General features: G+C 66.9%; 15 protein-coding genes. 1 reads left to right on the top strand and 14 read right to left on the bottom strand.

Annotation, left to right across the window (positions count from 1 at the left end):
• The first annotated feature begins 70 nt into the window (after nucleotides 1-70).
• Entirely contained in the window at nucleotides 71-1,243 is a 1,173-nt protein-coding gene (locus I9018_RS17755; RefSeq protein WP_068588227.1) for an aminotransferase class I/II-fold pyridoxal phosphate-dependent enzyme, read from the top strand.
• 129 nt (nucleotides 1,244-1,372) lie between these two features.
• On the opposite strand, the gene I9018_RS17750 is transcribed toward I9018_RS17755, so the two are convergent.
• From I9018_RS17750 to I9018_RS17685, 14 genes are all read right to left on the bottom strand, one after another.
• Nucleotides 1,373-2,353 (bottom strand): D-glycerate dehydrogenase, encoded by a 981-nt coding sequence (locus tag I9018_RS17750; protein ID WP_241107032.1) that lies wholly within the window; start codon nucleotides 2,351-2,353, stop codon nucleotides 1,373-1,375.
• Between the two features lie 18 nt (nucleotides 2,354-2,371).
• Nucleotides 2,372-3,667, bottom strand: coding sequence for an MFS transporter (locus I9018_RS17745; RefSeq protein ID WP_068588231.1), 1,296 nt, complete (start codon nucleotides 3,665-3,667; stop codon nucleotides 2,372-2,374).
• Between the two features lie 64 nt (nucleotides 3,668-3,731).
• Nucleotides 3,732-4,688, bottom strand: a complete 957-nt coding sequence (locus I9018_RS17740; RefSeq protein ID WP_241107031.1) for a sugar kinase — start codon at nucleotides 4,686-4,688, stop codon at nucleotides 3,732-3,734.
• A complete protein-coding gene (locus I9018_RS17735) occupies nucleotides 4,681-5,463 on the bottom strand; it encodes a TIM barrel protein (RefSeq protein WP_241107030.1) in 783 nt (260 codons plus the stop codon). The genes I9018_RS17740 and I9018_RS17735 overlap by 8 nt, the downstream gene beginning before the upstream one ends.
• A 159-nt stretch (nucleotides 5,464-5,622) precedes the next feature.
• Nucleotides 5,623-6,648, bottom strand: a complete 1,026-nt coding sequence (locus I9018_RS17730) for a LacI family DNA-binding transcriptional regulator (RefSeq protein ID WP_068588240.1) — start codon at nucleotides 6,646-6,648, stop codon at nucleotides 5,623-5,625.
• Nucleotides 6,649-6,854: 206 nt separating this feature from the next.
• The gene (locus tag I9018_RS17725) at nucleotides 6,855-7,460 is read right to left on the bottom strand and encodes a LysE family translocator (protein ID WP_124347796.1); all 606 of its coding nucleotides are present in this window, start codon (nucleotides 7,458-7,460) and stop codon (nucleotides 6,855-6,857) included.
• 50 nt (nucleotides 7,461-7,510) lie between these two features.
• Nucleotides 7,511-8,350 (bottom strand): AraC family transcriptional regulator, encoded by an 840-nt coding sequence (locus tag I9018_RS17720; RefSeq protein WP_241107029.1) that lies wholly within the window; start codon nucleotides 8,348-8,350, stop codon nucleotides 7,511-7,513.
• Between the two features lie 73 nt (nucleotides 8,351-8,423).
• A complete protein-coding gene (locus I9018_RS17715) occupies nucleotides 8,424-9,065 on the bottom strand; it encodes a DUF1345 domain-containing protein (RefSeq protein WP_053129007.1) in 642 nt (213 codons plus the stop codon).
• A 161-nt stretch (nucleotides 9,066-9,226) separates the two neighbouring features.
• A complete protein-coding gene (locus tag I9018_RS17710) occupies nucleotides 9,227-9,841 on the bottom strand; it encodes a glutathione S-transferase (protein ID WP_241107028.1) in 615 nt (204 codons plus the stop codon).
• Nucleotides 9,838-13,482: an AAA family ATPase gene (locus tag I9018_RS17705; RefSeq protein WP_241107027.1), complete on the bottom strand. Its 3,645-nt coding sequence runs from the start codon at nucleotides 13,480-13,482 to the stop codon at nucleotides 9,838-9,840. Before I9018_RS17705 ends, I9018_RS17710 begins: the two co-directional genes overlap by 4 nt.
• The gene (locus tag I9018_RS17700; RefSeq protein WP_068595962.1) at nucleotides 13,479-14,723 is read right to left on the bottom strand and encodes an exonuclease SbcCD subunit D C-terminal domain-containing protein; all 1,245 of its coding nucleotides are present in this window, start codon (nucleotides 14,721-14,723) and stop codon (nucleotides 13,479-13,481) included. The genes I9018_RS17705 and I9018_RS17700 overlap by 4 nt, the downstream gene beginning before the upstream one ends.
• 135 nt (nucleotides 14,724-14,858) lie before the next feature.
• The gene (locus I9018_RS17695; protein ID WP_124347792.1) at nucleotides 14,859-15,830 is read right to left on the bottom strand and encodes a helix-turn-helix domain-containing protein; all 972 of its coding nucleotides are present in this window, start codon (nucleotides 15,828-15,830) and stop codon (nucleotides 14,859-14,861) included.
• 90 nt (nucleotides 15,831-15,920) lie between these two features.
• Nucleotides 15,921-18,011, bottom strand: coding sequence for a hydantoinase/oxoprolinase family protein (locus tag I9018_RS17690; RefSeq protein WP_241107026.1), 2,091 nt, complete (start codon nucleotides 18,009-18,011; stop codon nucleotides 15,921-15,923).
• A gap of 18 nt (nucleotides 18,012-18,029) precedes the next feature.
• Nucleotides 18,030-19,775, bottom strand: coding sequence for a hydantoinase B/oxoprolinase family protein (locus I9018_RS17685; RefSeq protein ID WP_277398074.1), 1,746 nt, complete (start codon nucleotides 19,773-19,775; stop codon nucleotides 18,030-18,032).
• Nucleotides 19,776-19,863: the final 88 nt, after the last annotated feature.

Raw genomic sequence — 19,863 nt, 5'->3', positions numbered from 1 at the left:
ACCGGGCCGCTCGACGAGTCCGGTTACAGCACCTAGGGTTTGGGCTGAGGCGTCTTTCAAGGAGAAAGCCATGCGCTACTCAGCCCTGACCCAACGGATCGCCGGCGAAGGCTCTGCGGCCTGGAATATCCACTACCGGGCCCTGGTCCTGCGCGATCAAGGGCGTGACGTACTGCTGCTGACCATTGGCGACCCGGATTTCGATACCCCGGGGCCGGTGGTCCAGGCGGCCATCGATAGCCTGTTGGCCGGTGATACGCACTACTCGGAGGTACGCGGCAACCTGGCGCTGCGCAGCTGCATCGCCCGCTGCCATCACCAACGCAGCGGCCAGGTGGTCGATGCCGAACATGTGGTGGTGCTGCCAGGAGCGCAATGCGCGGTGTTCTCGGTCGCCCAGTGCCTGCTGGGGCCGGGGGACGAAGTGCTGGTGGCCGAACCCATGTACGTCACCTACGAAGGGGTGATTGGTGCATGCGGGGCCACGGTGGTGCCGGTACCGGTGCGGGCCGAGCGGGGCTTTTGCGTCGACCCGCAGGACGTTGCGGCGCGGATCGGCCCGAACACCCGCGCGATGCTGCTCAACAGCCCGAACAATCCCTCGGGTGCCAGCCTGTCCCTGGATGATTGGCAGGCCCTGGCGCGCTTGTGCCTTAAGCACGACCTGTGGCTGATTTCCGATGAGGTCTACAGCGACCTGTTGTACGAGGGGCAGCACCTGAGCCCGGCCAGCCTGCCACGGATGGGCGAGCGCACGGCGACCATCAACAGCCTGTCCAAGTCCCATGCCATGAGCGGCTGGCGGATCGGCTGGGTCATAGCCCCCACGGTGCTGGCCGGGCACCTGGGCAACCTGGCCCTGTGCATGCTCTATGGCTTGCCGGATTTCATCCAGAATGCCGCGGTGGTGGCGTTGTCCAGCGACTTGCCGGAACTGGTGAGCATGCGTGAGGAGTATCGCCGACGCCGGGACCTGGTGTGCGCCATGCTGGAGCAGTGCCCCGGGTTGCATCCGGTGCGGCCCGACGGCGGCATGTTCGTCATGGTCGATATCCGCAAGACGGGCCTGGGGGCCCAGGCCTATGCCGAAGGCCTGCTGGAGGGCCAGGGTGTTTCAGTGCTGGCTGGCGATGCCTTTGGCCCCAGTGTGGTCGGGCATATCCGTATCGCGCTGGTGGTGGATTGTGAACGCCTGGCCGAGGCCTGTCGGCGCATTACCCGTTTCACCGCCTCGCTGCTGTGACGTGGCCAATGTGCCCCGAGGGCCTTGTCACAGCCTCGCCTTAAAGATGGCGCACGGGTGTAGCCGCTGCCGAACGGGCGCATAGCGGCCGCCACTTGGCAGGTTCGACTGCGGCTACCAGGCACCGGGTCATGGGCGGTTCCAGGCCGCCGGGTTGACCAGGTTCGGCGGACGCTGGCCTGCGAGCGCCGCGAGGATGTTGTCCACCGCGCAGCGGGCCATGGCCTCGCGGGTTTCGAAGGTGGCCGAGCCGATGTGCGGGGTGGCGACCACGTTGGACAGTTGCAGCAGCGGCGAATGGTGGTCCAGCGGCTCGCGCTCGAACACGTCCAGGCCTGCGCCACGGATGCGCCGCTCCTGCAGCGCCTGGATCAGCGCCGCCTCGTCCACTACCTTGCCCCGGGAAATATTGATGAAGATGCTTTCGGGGCGCATCAGGGCGAACTCCCGGGCGCCGATCAGGCCTTGGGTTTGCGGGGTCAGGGGCAGGGTCAGGCAGATGAAGTCGGCTTCTTGCAGCAGTTGCCCGAGGCTGCGATAGCGGGCCCCGAAGCGTTGCTCCACCGCAGGCTTGGGGTGGTTGCTGTGGTAGATCACCGGCATGCCGAAGCCGAAGTGCCCACGCTGGGCCAGGGCCTCGCCGATACGGCCCATGCCGATGATGCCCAGGGTCTTGCCGTGTACGTCGCTGCCAAAATGCGCCGGGCCGATATTACGGTTCCACTGCCCGGCGCGAACCATGCCGGCCAGCTCCACCACGCGCCGGGCACTGGCCAGGATCAACGCAAAGCCGGTGTCGGCGGTGGTCTCGGTGAGCACGTCGGGGGTGTTGCTCAGGAGGATGCCGCGCCGGGTCAGGTAGTCGATATCGTAGTTGTCGACCCCCACCGAGACGCTGGCCACCGCCTCCAGCCGTGGCGCCCGATCCAGCAATGCCGCATCCAGGCGCAGGCTTGCGCCCAGTAGGCCATGGGCCTCGGGCAGGGCCTGGCGCAAGCGCTCCAGGCCGGTATCGTCGAGGTTTTCGATCAGGGTGACCGCCACCTGTTCCTGCAGGCGTGCCATCAGCGACGGTGAGAGTTTCTTGTACAGCAGCAGGTGTTTTTTCATGGAAGTCTCTGTGGCGATTCAGGAATGGGCCAGGCGCCGGCGCAGCGCCAGGGGTTTGGCCTGCGGCGTGCTGGCGCCGGGCTTGAGCAACAGGGTGAGCAGCACCGAGAGCAGCAGCGCGCCGCTCATCAGCAGGTAGGAGGCCGCCGGCGAACCGGTGGCGCTGTTCAGGTAGCCCACCAGGTAGGAGCCGCCGAACGAACCCAGGGCGCCCATGCTGTTGATCAGCGCCATGGCGCCACCGGCGACGTTGGCCGGCAGGATTTCCGGGACGATGGCGAAGAACGGCCCGTAGGGCGCGTACATGCAGGCCCCGGCGAGCACCAGCAGGGCGTAGGACCACCAGAAGTGCTCCGCCCCCAGCAGGTACGAGCCGTAGAAGGCGAAGGCGGCCACCAGCAGCGGTGGCCAGACGAAGCGCTTGCGCTTCTGGGTCCGGTCCGAGCCCCAGGACACCGCGAGCATGGCGATCACCGCCGCCAGGTAGGGCAGGGCCGAGAGCCAACCGGCCTCGACCATGTCCATCTGCGCGCCTTGCTTGAGGATCGATGGCAACCAGAGCACGAACCCGTAGACGCCGATGCTCCAGCAGAAGAACTGCAGGGCCAGGAGGATCACCTTGGGCGAGCGGAACGCCTCGGCGTAGTTCTTCACCGCCTTGATGCCTTGCTGCTCGGCGGCCAGGGCGTTTTCCAGGTCTTGTTTTTCCTGCTCGCCCAGCCATTTGGCCTGGCTCGGCCGGTCATCGGCCAGGCGCCACCAGATAAAGGCCCAGAGCACTGCCGGCAGGCCTTCGATGATGAACATCCAGCGCCAGCTGAAGTGCTCCACCAGGTAGCCCGAGACCACCGACATCCACAGCATGGTCACCGGGTTGCCGAGGATCAGGAAGGTATTGGCCCGCGAGCGTTCGGCCCGGGTGAACCAATGGCACAAATACACCAGCATTGCCGGCATCACCGCGGCTTCCACCACGCCGAGCATGAAGCGGATGGCGATCAGCGTGTAGGCGTTGGCGACAATGCCGGTGAGCGTGGCCAGGCCGCCCCAGAGGATCAGGCTGACGAAGATCAGCTTCTTCACGCTGCGCTTTTGCGCATAGATCGCCCCGGGCACCTGGAAGAAGAAGTAACCGAGGAAAAACAGGGCGCCCAACAGCGACGACAGGCCCGGGGTGATGTTCAGGTCGGCGGCCATGCCCGAGGCGGCGGCGAAACCGTAGTTGGCGCGGTCCAGGTAGGCCAGGCTGTAGGTGATGAAGACGATGGGCATGATGTACCACCAGCGGCGGGCGGCGAGTTTGAGCGTATCCATGGGCGTTCTCCTGAGCTTGTTGTTTTTGTCGCAACAGGTGGTTCTTGGGGCGTTTGGCCAGCCGCTACAGCGCCGCCTTGAGGCACGGCGGCTCCGTGGGCAACTCATGGCGATAAGGCAGGCCCTCCATGTCGCCCCGGCTCTGTACTGCGCGGCTGCCGGTCCAGTTGGCCCGCTGCACGGCCTCGGCCATGCCGCAGCTTTCCAGCAGGGCGCTGACCAGGCCGACGGCGAAAGCGTCGCCGGCACCCACGGTGTCCACCACCTGGGGCACCGGTACGCCCTCGACGAAGCCGGCATCCTGGTGGGTGCGGTAGTAGGCGCCATGGGCACCGAGCTTGATCACCACCGCCTCGGCACCCTGGTCCAGGTAGAAGGCGGCGATGTCCGCCGGGTCCTCGTGGCCGGTCAGCAGCCGGCCTTCGCCCAGGCCCGGCAGCACCCAATGGGCCAGGGCCGCCAGGCGGTTGATCTCACGGATCATCACGCTCTCGCTGGGCCATAGTGCGGGGCGCAGGTTGGGATCGAAGGACACGCTGCGCCCGGTGGTGCGCTGGGTCCGCATCAGGTATGTGGTGAGTTCCCGGGCCGACTCCGACAACGCTGCGGGAATGCCCGTGGCATGCAGGTGCCGGGCCTGCAGCAGCGGCGGCGCGACGTCACTGATGCCCAAGTGGCTGGCCGCTGAGCCACGGCGGAAATATTCCACCTTGGGGTCATTGCCGTTGTCTTCCCGGGACTTGAGCTGGAAGCCGGTGGGGTGCAGCGGGTCGCAACGCACGAAGCGGCAGTCCAGGCCCTCGGCCTTGAGGGTGTCGAGCACGAAGCGCCCCAGGGAGTCGTTGCCGACCCGGCTCAGCCAGGCGACCTTGAAGCCCAGGCGCGACAGGCCGATGGCCACGTTGCTGTCGGCTCCGGCGATACGTTTGTGGAAGTGCTCGACCTGGGCCAGGTCGCCGCTGTGTTCGGCGACGAACATGGCCATGGTCTCGCCGAAAGACAGGATATCGATCTCAGGCATTGGCGTTCTCCAGTCGCGACTGGCCCAGGCGGGCCAACAATTCGACCTGCCCGGCAGTCACCTGCACCAGGTCGTCGCCTTGCAGCGGGTATTCCACGGCCCGGGTAATACCTTGGGTCATGTGCCGCAGCAGTTGTTCCCACTGATGCAGTTCCGGGCTGCCGGGCGGTATCGCCACCAACTTGCCGTCCACCCGCTGGCGTACCGCCTTGCAGTGCACGTAGCCGACATGCCGGCCCAGCACTCGCGCGGCGTTGACCGCCGATTGCCCCTGCCACTGCCAGTTACCGATGTCGAAGGTCATGCGCAGCGGCAGGTTGAGGGCTTCCACGGCGCTGAAGAAACGCTGGAACGGCTCGATACGCCCGCCATGGGTGGTCTGGTCGTTCTCTACCAATAGCTGCAGCGGCTGGCGGAACAGCAGGCTGGCCAGGCAGCGCAGGTCGTGGTGTTCGTTGAAGTGACCAAGGGACACCTTGAGCTGCCGGGCGCCGAACTCCCGGGCCCGCTGCAAAGTGGCGGACAGTTCCGGGGCCGGTTCGCAGCGCCCGGGTTGCCACAGTTCCAGGGGCGAGGAATACACGCTGTCCAGCCCGTGTTCACGGGCGCTTTGGGCCAGCTCGGCGGGGTTCTCGCCGCTCAACAGTTCTTCGCGCCATTCGATGCAGGACGCCCCGGCGGCGGCCACCAGGGGGATGAAGTACCCCTGGCCGTGCTGGCGCGCCAGGTCCGCGCCGTAGCTGGACAGGCTGATGGAAACGGGTGATCTAGTCATGTTGCCTACCTCTGAAACCGGTTTCATTTTTGTTCGAATAAATGCCGTATTGCTGTCTATCCCTGTGCTCGCCGCACCTTGTGGCCGCTGCGCGTCCATGCGCAGTCTGCGGCAGCGGCTACCCGCGATGCGCCCAGGCTCGCACGGCCTTCCATAGCCTTACTCTCGGGCCTGGCGGGTCGAGCCGCGGACGATCAGTTGTGCGGGAAAGTCCAGCACCCGGGCCGGGCCGCTATCGCCGCGCAGGCGCTTGAGCAGGCATTCGAAGGCGCTGGCGCCGATGGCCGCCGTGGGTTGGGCCAGGGCGGTGATGCCGTTGCCCACCAGCGGGTACCAGTCCAGGTCGTCCAGGGCGATCAGGCCCAGCTCGCCGAACAGCGGCCGGTCGAGCTGGCGCAGGGCATTGGTGGCTGCCAGGGCAGCCACGCCGTTGGCGCAGAACAGCGCCTTGGGGCCTGGGCCCGGGCTGTCGAGGAAGGTTTGCAGGCCGGCGTTGAGCCCGCTGCCGGTTACCAGCACCTGGCCACGCAGGGCCGGGTGCCGGACGATCTCGGCGTGGAAGCTGGTGCTGCGCTCCAGGCGCGAGCTGGTGCCGTCATGGGGTTCGCTGACCAGCAGCAGGTCGCGGTAGCCCTGTTGTTCCAGGTGCTCGATGGCCAGGTGCACTGCCGCCGGGTTGTCCAGGCCCACGAGGTCAGCCTGCAACTGCGCCAGCTTGCGATCCACCAGCACCATGGGCATTTCCTCCTGCAATTGCTGCAATTGGTCCAGGTGGTGGCCCAGGGTATTCACGATCAGGCCTTCGATGTTGTAGGCCCGCAGGTTGGCCAGGTGCCGGGCTTCCTGCTGGTCGTCGCGGTCGGTGTTGCACACCACCAGGCTGTAGCCGTGCAGGCGGCAGGCGGTTTCCACGCCGTGCATCACGGCAATCGAATACGGGTTGCGGATATCGGCCACCAGCATGCCGATCAGGCGCGTGCGTCCGCGCTTCAGGCCGCGGGCCATCTGGTTCGGGCGATAGCCCAGTTCGCTGATGGCTTGCTCGATGCGCAGGGCGATGGCGTCGGAAAGCAGGGCGCGGTCTTCGCCGATGAAGCGCGACACACTGGCCTTGGAGACTCCGGCACGGTGGGCGACATCGAGCATGGTGACGCGGCTGCGCTGGGCGGCGGAAAACTGATTCACGGGCGATGACCTTGTTCTTGGAATTATCGGTTCGCAGGATCTGTGAGGTTGGCCTGAAACCGGTTTCAGGGAACCGCAGAATCGGTTGCGCCGTCAAGAGCGGTGTGGGGGTAAATCAACGCACATCCAGCTACTGGCTGACCAATGGTGCATTCCGGCCCAGGCCCCGGGTGATTGGCCTGGGGCCTGTGGCGACCGGTGGTCTCTCAGGCCCACAGGCTCAGCCAGGTGGCGGCCAGCAACAGCAGCGCCATGCCCCGGTTGAATCGCTGCATCGCCCGGGGCGAGCCCAGCCAGCGGGCCGAGCCAGCCCCCAGCAGGGCCCAGGCGCCCAGGCAGGGCAGGGCGACGAGCAGGAACACCAGCGACAGGCACAGCACCCGACCCTGGCGATCATCCGCAGGCCCGGCGAACACGCTGACCACCGCCAACGCCATCAGCCAGGTCTTGGGGTTCACCAGTTGCAGGGCCGCCGCGCCGAGGAACCCCAAGCGTCGTTGCGCGGCGGTGTGTGCGGTGTGGGTCGGGGCGTGCCAGATCTGCCAGGCCAGGCCGCTGAGCCACAGCAGGCCGACCACTTGCATGGCCAGTTGCACCTCGGGCAGGTGGGCCAGCTTGTCCCCCAGCCCGCCGCCCACCAGCCAGACCATGCCAGCCGCGGCGCCGCCAGCGCCGAAAATGATCGGCAGTGCGGCCCGCAGGCCATAACGGGCACTGTTGCTCAGCACTAGGAGATTGGTCGGCCCCGGGGTGATGGAGGCGACGATGGCGAACATGACGAAGGGCAGCAGGCTGGGCAGGGCAGGCAACATGATGGGGCGCTCCAGTGAAGATCGAAGAGCTGATCTTCGCGGCCCGCGCCTCAGGCGTCTGGAAGCTTTGTGCAGCGCTTGCGGTACAGCGCCGGGCTCAGGCCGTAAGCCCGCATGAACCAGCGCCCGAGATGGCTCTGGTCGGCAAAGCCCAGGGCGCTGGCCACCTCGGCCGGTGCCGCACCGCCGGCCAGCAAGCGTCGGGCGTGGCTCAGGCGCAATTGCACCAGATAGGCGTGGGGCGGCAGGCCGAAGGCGGCCTTGAAGGCCCGGCTCAGGCGGAAACGGTCGACGCCGCAGGCGTTGCTCAGGGCTTGCAGGCTAAGGTCCTGGTAGAGGTGGGCGTGCAGGTAGTCGCGAGCCCGTTGCGCCACCCGGGGCAGGCGCGGGTCGTGGCCATAGCGCTGGCGCCACTGCAGGTGCCCGGTCAATTGCTCGAGCAGGCGATCCATGGCGCTCTGGCGCACGATGCGCAATTCGCCGTGGTGCAGGCTGTGAAATGCCGCGCTGGTGGCCTGGGCCAGCCGTGGATCGCAGGCCAGGGTGCTGTCGAACCCCAGTTGGCTATCGATCGGTGCTTCGGCGAACAGCGCCCCTAGCTCGCGCGTCAGCCATTGTGGGTCCAGGTACAGCATGCGGTAGGTGAAACCACCGGCGGTGGGCGCCTCGCCGTCGTGGATTTCCCCGGGTTCGAGCAGAAACACCTTGCCGGGTGTGCTCTGGTGCCGGGTGCGACGGCAGTTGAACTGCTGTACGCCTTGTTCGGTGACCCCCACCAGGTAGCTGTCGTGCCAGTGCGGGTCGTAGGCGTGGCCAGTGAAATGAGCGCGCAGGGTCTCGATGCCGGTGTCGGCGTCCTGGGCCAGGTCGATCCAGTTGTGCGTACTCATGCTGGGCTGCCGGTGGATTTCACCTGGGCATTCAACGACCGGGCTGGACGGGCGTCTAGAAGTTTCGTGCAGTTCAGCTGAACAGTCCGGCGGCGATATTGATGGAAAAACCCAGGATCGCGGTGTTGAACAAAAAGCCGATCAGCGACTGGGCGAGGACGATCCTGCGCAGTTCGCGGGTGGCCACGCCGACGTCCGAGGTCTGCACGGCCACGCCAATGGTGAAGGAGAAGTACAGGAAGTCCCAGTAGTCGGGGTCCTTCAGGTTCTCGGCGAAGCGCAGGGCCGGCTCCGGGCCGTCCCAGGTGTAGTAGAGGCGGGCGTAGTGGACGCTGAAGATCACCCCCACCAGCAGCCAGGAGCCGATCACCGTCAGGCCGGTGAAACCGTAGTGCAGCAGGCGTCGGGTGGTGTCCAGGTCCTTGCTGCCCACCAGTTCCAGGGTGATGGCCACCAGGCTGGCGATGGCGGCGACGCAGACGATCAGCAGCACCAGCCCGGCGTTTTCGTCCTCGGCCTCGGCTATGCGCTTGACCTGGTCGGCCCGGGCCCGGACCGTGAGCCAGAACATCAACGCCAGGTAGGTCCAGACCGCCACGTTCCAGCCGATGAGGATCTTGCCGGTGAGGGTCTGGGCCGGCACCAGCAAGCCGGCGATGCAGCCGGCCAGGACACCGAAGGTCAGGCGGGGATGGGTACGGATCACGATGGACATGGCGGCTCGCCGTTGCAGGACAGGTGCTGAACCTTAGCACGGCAGTTTTGCCGATTTCGCCTGGCGGCAGCCGCGCAGGGCCTGTAGCCGCTGCCGAGCCTGCGAGGCTGCTACAGGGCCGCAGGACCCTCGGCGTTCGGCCAGGCAAGCGCAATTGGGTGTCAGGCGGGCTTGGCCATGATCGCGCTGAACAGCTCGGACTCCAGCCAGCCCTGCAACCAGGCTTGCAGCGCCGGGTAGGGCGTCTGGGCGAACCAGTCGCGATCCACGTGGGCGAACTGGCGGACGAAGGGCAGCAGGGCCGCGTCCGCCAGGCTTGGATGGCCGCCCAGCAGATAGCGCTGCCGGCTCAGTAGCCGCTCCAGGCGCGCCAGGAACAGCTCGCCCTGGGCCCGGTAATGCTCCATCGGTGCCTCGGGGTAACGCTCGGCGTACTTGTAGCGATTGAGGTGGACCTTGAACACCTGATCGTTCTCCTCGATCAGCCCCGCCATCTGCACCCGGGCCTGGGGCTCGCCCAGCAGGCGCCAATCCCCGGGGTCATTCTGCTCCAGGGCCCAGAGCATGATCTGCAGGCTTTCATCGATCACCCGCTCGCCGACGCTGAGCACCGGCACCGTGCCCTTGGGCGACAGCGCCAGCATTTCGGGTGGCTTGGCCTTGAGGCTGACCTCGACCATTCGTGGCCTCACCCCGGCATAGCGCAGGGCCAGCCGGGCACGCATGGCATAGGGGCAGCGGCGGAACGAGTAGAGGGTGGCCTGGGCGTCGTTCATTTCACCTCCAGGGTGCTCAGGCCGTTGCCCTGGCGGCTGACCTGGATCTGTACCGGGATCCGCTCGTGCATTTCCTGTACATGGGAAATCACCGCCACCTTGCGGCCCTGGGCCTGGAGACCGTCGAGGGCGTCCATGGCCAGCTGCAGCGACTCGGGGTCGAGGCTGCCGAAGCCTTCGTCGATGAACAGCGACTCGATCTTCAAGGTACTCGAGGCCATGGACGCCAACCCCAGGGCTAGCGCCAGGGACACCAGGAAGGTCTCGCCGCCGGACAGCGAATGCACCGAACGCAGTTCGTCGCCCATCTCGGTGTCCAGCACCAGCAGGCCGAGCATGCTGCCGCCGCGCTTGAGACGATAACGCCGCACCAACTGGCGCAGTTGCGCGTTGGCGTGGTGCACCAGCAGGTCGAGGTTGTAGGCCTGGGCGATCTTGCGGAACTTGTCGCCTTCGGCCGAGCCGATCAGGGCGCTGAGCCGGGCCCAGCGCTGCCATTGCTCGTATGCCTGGGCGATGCCCTGGGCCAGGGCCTGGTTGGCCTCCTGGCGACGTTGGTCTTCGCTCTGCCGGGCACGCAGTTCGGCCACTTGCTGTTCGTCGGCCAATGCCTGTTGCTGGGTGGTTTCCAGGGCCTGGGCCAGTTCCTCGGCTTCCAGGTTGCCGTTGTGCTGGGCCTGGTGCTGTTCCAGGCGCTGCTGGCGCTCCTCGAGCAGTACCCGGGCCTGTTCGATGGCCTTGTCGTTAGCCTGCAGGCGCTCGCGCAGTTGGCGGACCTGGCTGTCGTCCAGTTCCAGCAGCGCTTGCAAACCGGCATCGTCGAGTTGCGGGTGCTGGGCGCGCCACTGCTCGATGCTGGCGGCCAGTTGCTGTTGCTCGGCTTCCAGGGCCTGGCAGCGCTCCTGGCCGGCCTTGAGCTCGGCGGCCAGCTGGATCAGTTGCTGCTGCAGTTCCTGCGCCTGCTGCTGGGCCGTGGCCTGGGCCGAGCGGGCCTGCTCGACACTCTGTTCCAGTTGTTGTTGCCAGTGCTCGGCACTGTCGTGGGCTCCCAGCAATTCGGCCAACCGCTGCTGGCGCGCCTGTTGCTGCTGGTGCAGGGCCTCGGCCTGCTGCCGGGCGTCGTGCAGTTGCTGCTGGCGGGTCTGCTGGCGGTCCTGCTCCTTGTCCAGGGCCAGCTGGCGCTGCTGCTGTTCTTGGGTTTCATCCTGCTGTTCGCGCAGTTGCTCGATGCGTTGCAGCACTTGCTGGTCCAGTTGCATGAAGCTCGCCGCCGGGTCGCGGCGCAGGCCGTCGAGCTGCTCGCTGGGCAGCCATTGGCTGAAGCCGCCAAGCTCTTCGTCCAGGCGCTGGCGATCGGCGTCCAGCTGCTCGCGCTGCTTCTCCAGTTGCTGGGCGGCCTGCTGGCTGGCATCGACGGCGGTCTGCAACTGGCCTTGCAGGCGCGCGGCATCCTTTTGCAGGGTCAGCAGGGCGTCCTGGCGCTGCTCGTCCTGGGTGATGCTCTGTTGCAACTGCTCCAACTGCCGTTGCAACCAGGCATCGCGCTGGGGCGGGTCCTGGTCCAGCAACTGGGCGCCCAAGGGGTGGGCTTGCAGGCTCGGAGCCAGGGCCTCTTGTTGGGTGGCCAGTTGTTCCTGTTGCTGTAGCAAGTCTTTCTGCTGGGCGATCAGGCCCTGGACCTGGGCGCGCAGTTCCGCCAGTTGCTCCTTGAGCCCATCCACGACTTTCCGGGCGGCGGCTTCTTCGTTTTCGTCATGGCGCCCAAGGCTTTGCAACAGGGCCTCGGGTTGGTGATACGGATGCTCGACGCTGCCGCACACCGGGCACGGCTGATCGTCCTGCAATTGCGCGCGCAACTCTTCCACGCTGGCGCTGCGGGCCAGGCGCTGGCGCTCCAGCAGGGCCTGGGTCACGCTTAGGGTCTGCTCGGCTACCGCCAGGTCGGCCTTGGCCTGGATACCGGCCTTGGTCAACGCATCGCGCTCGATGGCCGCCGTTTGTTGCTTGTCCTGCAGGGCCTGGGTGCGCTGCTCCAGCTCTTGCTGCTGGGCCCAGAGCCGGGCCAGGTCCTCGAACGAACGTTGCTGCTTGCGGTTGTCCTGGAGCAGGGTGCCCAGCAATTGGATCTGCTCCGCCACGGCCTGGGGCTCGGCGCCGGCCTCGCGGTACAGCAGCTCCAGCTGTGAGCGTTGCTCGCTCAACTGGCGAGCGGCGGTTTCGGCACGCTGCTCAAGGCCCGGCAGTTCCGCCTGGCCCTGGTTCAGGCGATTGCCGATCTGCACCAGTTGCTGCAGGCGTCCCCGATGGGCATCCCAGGCCTCGCTCAGAGGGGCAAGGGCGGCGCTGTGCTGCAGTTGTCCGGCGATCCGCTCCAGGCGCTCGGCCACCAGGCGTTGCTGCTCCTGCAAGTGCTGGATGTCCTGCTGGCCCTGGGTGTTGGCCTGCTCGGCGCGCTCCTGGGCCTGGGTGGCCTGGGCCAGCTCTTGCTCCAGGCGTTGCAGGCTGCCTTGTTCGGCAAAGGCTTCGCGCAGCAATGGGGCCTTGTCGTTGGACTGTTCCTGGGCCTGGGCCAGGCTGGCGGTACTGTCCTGGACCTGTTGCTGGTGCGTTGCCTGCTGCTGTTGCAACTGCGTGTGTCGTGCCTGCTGTTGCTCGATCTGTTGCCGCAGGGGCTCGAGGGTTGCGCTCAGTTCGACCTGGCGCAGGAACTGATGGCGTTGGGGCGCCAGTTGTTCCAGGCGCTCCAGGCGCAGGCGCTCGGGGGCCAGGACCTTTGCCTCTGCCTCGGCTTCCTGCAACTGTTCGGCGGCGCTGTGCCGGGCCTCCTGCCACTGGCGCAATTCCTTGAGCCAGCCGTGCTGGGCCTCCAGCTGCTTGAGTTGCAGTTGCCGGCCCTTGAGCTGGTCACGGGCGGCGCCCAACTGCTGGTCCAGTTCGGCACGTTCTTCGTCTGGCAGCGGGGCAACGCCGCTGGCCTGGGTGGTGAGGGCCTTGTGCGCTTCGTCGGCTTCCTTGGCCTTGCTGAAGGCGCGCTTGCCCAACTGGCTGTAGATCGCCGTATTGGTGAGCTTTTCCAACAGCTCGCTGCGCTCTTTGTCGTCGGCCTTGAGGAAGGCGCTGAACTCGCTCTGGGCCAGCATCACCGCGCGGGTGAACTGTTCGAAGTTGAGCCCCAGGCGTGCTTCGATCAACTGCTTGTATTCGGCCTTGCTCTGGTTGCTCAGCAGTTGCGTATCGTCCAGGTCGGTGAGGCTCTGGCGGCTGCCCTGCAGCTTGCCGTTGGCCTTGTCTCGGGCGCGGTTGGTTTCCCAGCGGGCGCGGTAGCGGCGGCCGTCGATGCCGACGAAGTCCACCTCGGCAAAACCGCTGCCGGTGCCCCGGCGCAACAAGGTGCGGGGATCGCTGGTGAGAATTTCGCTGTCGACTTCCGGGACCTTGGTTTCCCGGCCGATATTGTTCAGCCGTGGCACGGCGCCGAACAACGCCAGGCACAGGGCATCGAGCAGGGTGCTCTTGCCGGCGCCGGTGGGGCCGGTGATGGCGAACAGGCCGGCGCTGGCCAGGGGTTCGGCGGTGAAGTCGATCTCGAACGGGCCGGCCAGGGAGGCCAGGTTCTTCAGGCGGATGGCCAGGATCTTCATGGCTGCTCACCTTCGTGCTGGACGTCCTGCAACAGCAGGGCGAAATCCTTGAGGGTCTGTTCATCCGCTTCATTGGCGTAGGCGTCGCGCCAGGCCCGGCGGAACAGTTCTTCGGGGCTCAGTTGATCCAGTTCGATCAGCTGGCCGCCACTGTCTTGAGTGTCGTGCGCACCCTGGCCGGCGTATTCGGCCGCGATCCTCACCAGGCGCACGGCCTTGCCTTGCAGGGCGCTTTCCAGTTGCTGGCGCAAGTCCGGTTGCGGTTCGTCCAGGCGTACCCGCACTTCCAGCCAGGGCTGGCGTTGTTCTTCGGCCAGCAGGTCGATGTCCGGCAGCGTGCCGAGTTGGCTCAGGACTTCGCCCAGGGGAGCGGGACCGACACGTTGCAGGTTGACCGCCCGGGGGATCAGCCGCGGCTCGACGCTGAGCAACCGCTCGCCGTCCAGGCGGATGTCCAGGACCTGGTGCTTGTAGTCGATCTCGGAGAACGACAGCGGGATCGGCGAGCCGCTGTAGCGGATGCGTTCCTCGCCGTTGACCTTCTGTGGCTTGTGCAGGTGCCCCAGGGCCACGTAGCTGATCTGCGGGCCGAACAGGCTGGCGGGCAGGGCCTCGGCGTTGCCGATCACCAGGCTGCGTTCGGAGTCCTCGGAGACTGAGCCGCCGGCCATGTGCGCGTGGCTTACGGCAATCAGGGCCTGGCCCGGTTGGCGGCGTTCCTCGGCGGCGGCAATCAACCACTCATGGACCTGGGCGATGCCCTGGAGGTAGTCCTCGCCCAGGTGTCGGCCGGTGACTTCCGCCGGTCGCAGGAAGGGCAAGGCCAGGCACCAGGCCGCGACCTTGCCGCTGGCATCGGGCAGGGGCAGCAGCAGGCGCTCGGTATCCAGTTGGCCGTCATCGAGCCACAGCACCCGGCCCAGGGCATGGGCGTGCAGGCGCCGCATCAATGGCGCAGGCAGTTCGATACGCGAACCGGAATCGTGGTTGCCGGCGATCATCACGATGCTCAGGCCCGGTTGCTGCTCGTGGGCGCTGACGATGAAGTCGTAGAGCCGTTCCTGGGCTTTGACCGGCGGGTTGACGGTGTCGAAGATATCGCCGGCGATCAGCAGCGCGTCGGGCTGCTCGTGCTTGAGCTGGCGCAGCAGCCACTCGAGGAAGCAGGCGTGTTCGAAGTCGCGCTCCTGGCCATGGAGGTTCTGGCCCAGGTGCCAGTCGGAGGTGTGAAACAGACGCAAGGCAGGCTCCGCATGCAAAAGGCTTGGCCGCACGGCAAATGATCGCGGCGAAAGGGCAGGGAGTTTACTGGCAAATGCGTGTTCATGCCCGGCGCCGTGGCAAATTCCCCGGCGCCTCTGTGTGTGGGGCGGCGTTCAGTGGCGGGGTGCGGCGGTGCTCTGGGCGGCGCGCGCTTCGCTGGCGGTGCACCCGAACTGCTGGCGAAAGTGCCGGGCGAACTGGGCCTGGTCGGCAAACCCCCAGCGCGCGGCCAGCTCGCCGATCGACAGGCGGCAATGGGCGTCGCGCAGTTGGCGGTGCACCGCGTAAAGGCGCTGCTGGCGGATCCATTCGCCCAGGCTGAAGGGGCTGTCGGCAAACAGCTTGTGCAGGTAGCGCAGGGAAATGCCGCAGGCGCTGGCGATCTGCCTGGGGTTGAGCTCTGCCGAGCCCAGGTGCTGGTCCACGTAGCTTTCGATGCGTTGCAGGTGCAGGGCAGCCAGGCTGGAGCTTTCGCTGCTGAGCACCCGTTCGTCCTGGCGCAGGGTCAGCAACAGGGTCGCCAGGGCCTGTTCCAGCAGCATATGCCGCGCCGCCGGGGCGCATTCGTCGAAGCGCGCGGCGCACATGGCCAACTGGTCGGCGAAGATCCGCCCCAGGCCGCGCCGGGCATCGAAACAGAAACGGGTGTAGCGCTCGGCGCCGCGCAACTGGCCGTGCAGGGCCTGTTCCGGCAGCTTGAACACCCACAGGTCGTTGTCGCTGGCGTAGCCGAAGCGGTAGGGCGCATCGCCCCGTTCGAAGATGAAGCTGCCGGGGCGGCAATGCAGTTCGCGGCCGTCCTGTTCGAACAGCACTTCGTGGCGCCGGGGAATGGTCACCAGGTAGCAGGCCTGGGTGTCGTTGCTGACCTGCGCCTTGCTTCGGGAATAGCCCAGGCGGCTGGAGCGCAGGCGCGACAGGGCGACAGCGCTGCTGGGGGTTTCCCAGATCCGCAGGTTGCCCTGGAAGGGGCCGTCGCTGCTGAATTCAAGAGACAGGGGAAAGTAGGCGTTGCCAATGGCTTCGGCCCAGCGGGGCTGGCATTGGTGTTCGGGCCAGTAACGGGTGGAAAGTTGCTGAACCATCATCACTCCTGCTTTTTTGTGTTTTTAGTCAGGACAGCACCGGGTGGTCAGCCACGGTGCCGGTGATATTTGGGTAAAAGCGCGGGTCGGTCAATCGGCAGGCGTCAGCCGGTAGCAGGCCGAGGGCGCGAGCGTCGCCTGCCAGCCCGGCGGCACCACGATGTTGGTGGTGGCTTCCTCGATCACGCAGGGACCCTTGAGGGTCTGTCCGGCCTGCAACTGCTCGCCCTGGTAGACCGGTGTCGGTTGCCAGCCGCCAGCCTCGTCGAACAGCATCGAGCGCTGTTCTCGGGGCGTTGCCGGCACCTGTCGCTCGGGGATCGGCAGTTCTGGCATCGGTGGGTGTTGCAGTCGGGCGATCACCGAGCATTCAAGGTTGACCAGTTCGATCGGGCTCTGCGGCTCGCTGTAGGAGAACAGCGCCTCGTGCCGCCTGTGGAAGGCCTCGCGCAGGGCCGCGAGGCCGGCCGGGCCCAGCTCGCTGCTGGCCAGCTCAACGCTGCATTCGTGGATCTGCCCCAGGTAGCGGATTTCCAGGTGGTACTGGGTGTCGATCCGGTTGCCGGTGCTGAAGCCGTCCTGGCGCAGGTTCTCCAGGCCCTGTTCGCGCAGCCGGGCCAGGGTCCGGTTGAGTAGCGCCAGGTCCACGTGCTGGTCGTCCAGGCGCATGGGCAGGGTGGTCAACTGGTCGTAGCGGATGTCCGAGAGGATCTGCCCGAAGGCACATAGCCCTGAGGCCACCTTGGGAATCAGCACCACCTGGCTGCCGATTTCCTCGGCCAGGCGGATCACGTGCATGCCCGCCGCGCCGCCGGCGCCGATCAGGGCAAACTGGCGTGGGTCGTAGCCGCGTTCCACCGAGACCCGGCGGATACCGCTGACCATGTTCAGGTTGACCAGGGTGATGATTCCCAGTGCCGCGCGCTCGACGCTGATGCCCAGGGGCTCGGCGATCCGGCTGCCGATGGCCTCCAGCGCTGCCTGGCGTGACAGGCGGATGCTGCCGCCGAGCAAGGAGCCGTCCGCCAGGTAGCCCAGCGCCAGGTTGGCATCGGTCACCGTCGGCTCGCTGCCGCCCTTGCCGTAGCACACCGGCCCGGGGTTGGCCCCGGCGCTGCGCGGGCCGACCTGGAGCATGCCGAAGGGGTCCAGGTGGGCGATGGAGCCGCCGCCGGCACCCAGGGTCTCCACCTGGATCATCGGCACGCCGATGCGATAGCGCAAAAAGTCGCTGTCCTTGCTGAAGTTGGTGCGCCCGCCCTGGCTCAGGGTGATGTCGAAGGAGGTGCCGCCCATGTCCACGGTGATCACGTTGTCGATGCCGAACGGCCGGGCCACGCACAGCCCGGCCTGGGGTGCCGAGGCCGGGCCGGAATTGATCGCATTGACCGCCCGGGTGCTCATGATCGCGCCGGGGGCCAGGCCGCCGTTGGACTGGAAGTAGCGGGTCGGTTGCTGGGCCCCCAGTTCTTCGAACAGGTTGTCGATGCGTTCCACGTAGCGTTGCATCACCGGGCTCAGGTAGGCGTTGACCACGGTGCTGGAGGTGCGGGTGTATTCGCGGATCTGCGGGAACACTTCATTGCCGGTACAGACGAAGACTCCGGGCAGGGCTGCGCGTACCAGTTGTGCGGCGCGCTGCTCGTGGGCCGGGTTGCGGACCGACCAGACAAAGGAGATGGCCACCGCCTGGACCTCCTGCTCGCGAAAGTACTCGATGGCCCGCAGGATCGCCGCCTCGTCCAGGGGGGCGTGCTCCTGGCCGTCGCTGCGCATGCGCCCGCCGATGGGCCGGCGCAGATGGCGTGGCACCAGCATGTGCGCCTGGGGGTAGCTGGCGTCGTAGCGGTGGCCGTCTTCCTTGTGCCCCAGGCGGATCTCCAGGCTGTCTTCGTGGCCGTCGGTGCACAGCAGGCCGACCTTGACCCCGGTCTTTTCGATCAGGGCGTTGAGCGCCACGGTAGTGCCGTTGATGCACAGGTCGCAGTCGCCGATGATCTGCGCCGGGCTGCGCCCGAGGGCGTCGGCCATCTGCGCCAGGCCGTTGCGAATGGCCAGGGTGCCGTCCTGCGGGGTCGAGGGGGCCTTGAACAGCTGCACATTGCCGAGCTGGTCGGCGAGGATGAAGTCGGTAAAGGTGCCGCCGGCGTCGATGCCCAGGCGATAGTGTTGCTTGCTCATGGGAGATGCTCCGTGGGGTCAGGGGCGGGCGCGCAGGGCGCGGGTGGCGTCGTGGTCCAGGCGCTGCTCGGTGTCGAACACCACGCCGTAGTCCAGGCGCGCGCCTTCGAGGGAGATCAGGCCGTTGCGCAGGTCTTCGGCCACTCGCTCCAGGGGTCGCAGGAAGGGGGCGCCATAGCCGCCACCGCCGGGATTGAGGTTGATCACCCGCTCCCCCGGTTGCGCGATCAACTGGGCGTTGTGCTGGTAGGCCTGTTCCTGGCCGTCGGCGCGGCGATGGGTCAGGCGTCCGAGCTTGGGCGCCAGCAAGCCGTTGCGCGCCCCGGCGGCCCCGGCGGTGGGCAGTTGCCGGCCTTCGCCGAAACCCACCACGGTCATGGGGTGTTGCAAGGGTTCGATCTCGATGCAGGTGCCCGAGCCGCCGCGAAACTGCCCGGCGCCGCCGCTGTCGGTGATCAGGCTGTAGCGGTGGATGAGGATCGGGTAGGCGTATTCCAGCAGTTCGATGTCGCCGGACATCAGCGCGCCGAAGCAGCACAGCGGGCCGCAGGCCGGCCAGCCGTCCATGGCCTGGTTGGCCCCGGCCCCGGAGATGATCGAGGCCAGGACCATGGTCACGTATTCGGCGTTGTCGTTGCGCGGGTCGTGGCCGGCGATGTTGATTCCGCTGGCATGGCCCCAGGACGCGGTGACCCGTTCCGGCGCGGCCTGTTCCAGGGCCTGGCGCACCGCGTCGGCGAGGGTTTCCATGGGGGTGGTGGTGCTGTTGACGTGGGGCGCGGGTTCGCTGGCGTTGCACAGGGTTCCTGGCTCCCCCAGGTCGACGCTGATGCAGCGATACAGGCCCTCGTTATAGGGCGGCGGCACCTGGGCGAACATCATCAGCCCAAGGTACACCCCGGACACCGAGTTGCCGGCGTAGGAGTTGATGAAGTAGGGCACCTGGGGCGGGCTGTCGATGCGCACCCGGGCCTGATCGCCGCTGATCTGCACCTGGGCGGTGATGGTCAGCTGGCCCAGGCCGTGGCCCGAGTCCTCCAGCACCGCGCTGCCATGGTAGAGGCCATCCGGCACCTCGCGCAGCAGCGCGCGCATGTGCCGGTCGGCCATGTCCTTGAGCTCGCCAATGCAGGCGCGCACCTGCTCCACGCCGTAGCGCTCCAGGAGTTGCAGCAGGTGCCGCTCGCCGACGCTGCAGGCGCCGTACTGGGCATTCAGGTCGCCTTCCTGGTAGACCCGGGCGCGCATGTTGGTCAGCAGCAGGTTGATCACATCCTCGCGGCGCTGGCCCCGGGACCAGAGCTTGACCGGAGGAATCCGCAGGCCCTCGGCGTAGATTTCCCTGGCGTCCGGGTTGTAGCCGGCGGGCACCGGGCCGCCGATGTCGGTGAGGTGGCCCTTGCACACGGTCCAGAACACCAGTTCGCCCTGGTAGAACACCGGTTTGTACATGCAGCAGTCGAGGATATGGCTGCCCTGGTAGGCCGGGTCGTTGTGGTAGATCACGTCCCCTTCGTGGATGTCGTCGCCGAAGAACCCGGCCACGCATTTCATGGCCGGGATCAGCGAGCCGAGGTGGATCGGGATGTCCTGGCCCTGGAGGACCATTTCCGGGAGGTGGTCGAACAACGCATTGGAGTAGTCGTGGGCCAGGTTGAAGACGCTGGAACGGCCGGTTTTCTCCAGGGTCAGGGTCATTTCACGCTGGGCGGTCTCCAGCGCCCCTCGCACCACGGCGAGGGTGATCGGATCTACTGTGCTCATGGCTCACCTGAGTTCTTGTTGTTCTCGAGGTGGTGCGCGACGGCTGTTGCGCCCACGGCCTTAAGTTACGCGCAGGCATGCGCCCCTG

The organism is Pseudomonas sp. MPFS (genome assembly GCF_022537035.1).
GTDB classification, from domain to species: domain Bacteria; phylum Pseudomonadota; class Gammaproteobacteria; order Pseudomonadales; family Pseudomonadaceae; genus Aquipseudomonas; species Aquipseudomonas sessilinigenes.
The sequence above is the reverse complement of the archived record's forward strand: the minus strand, read 5'-3'. Positions and strand labels throughout refer to the sequence as shown.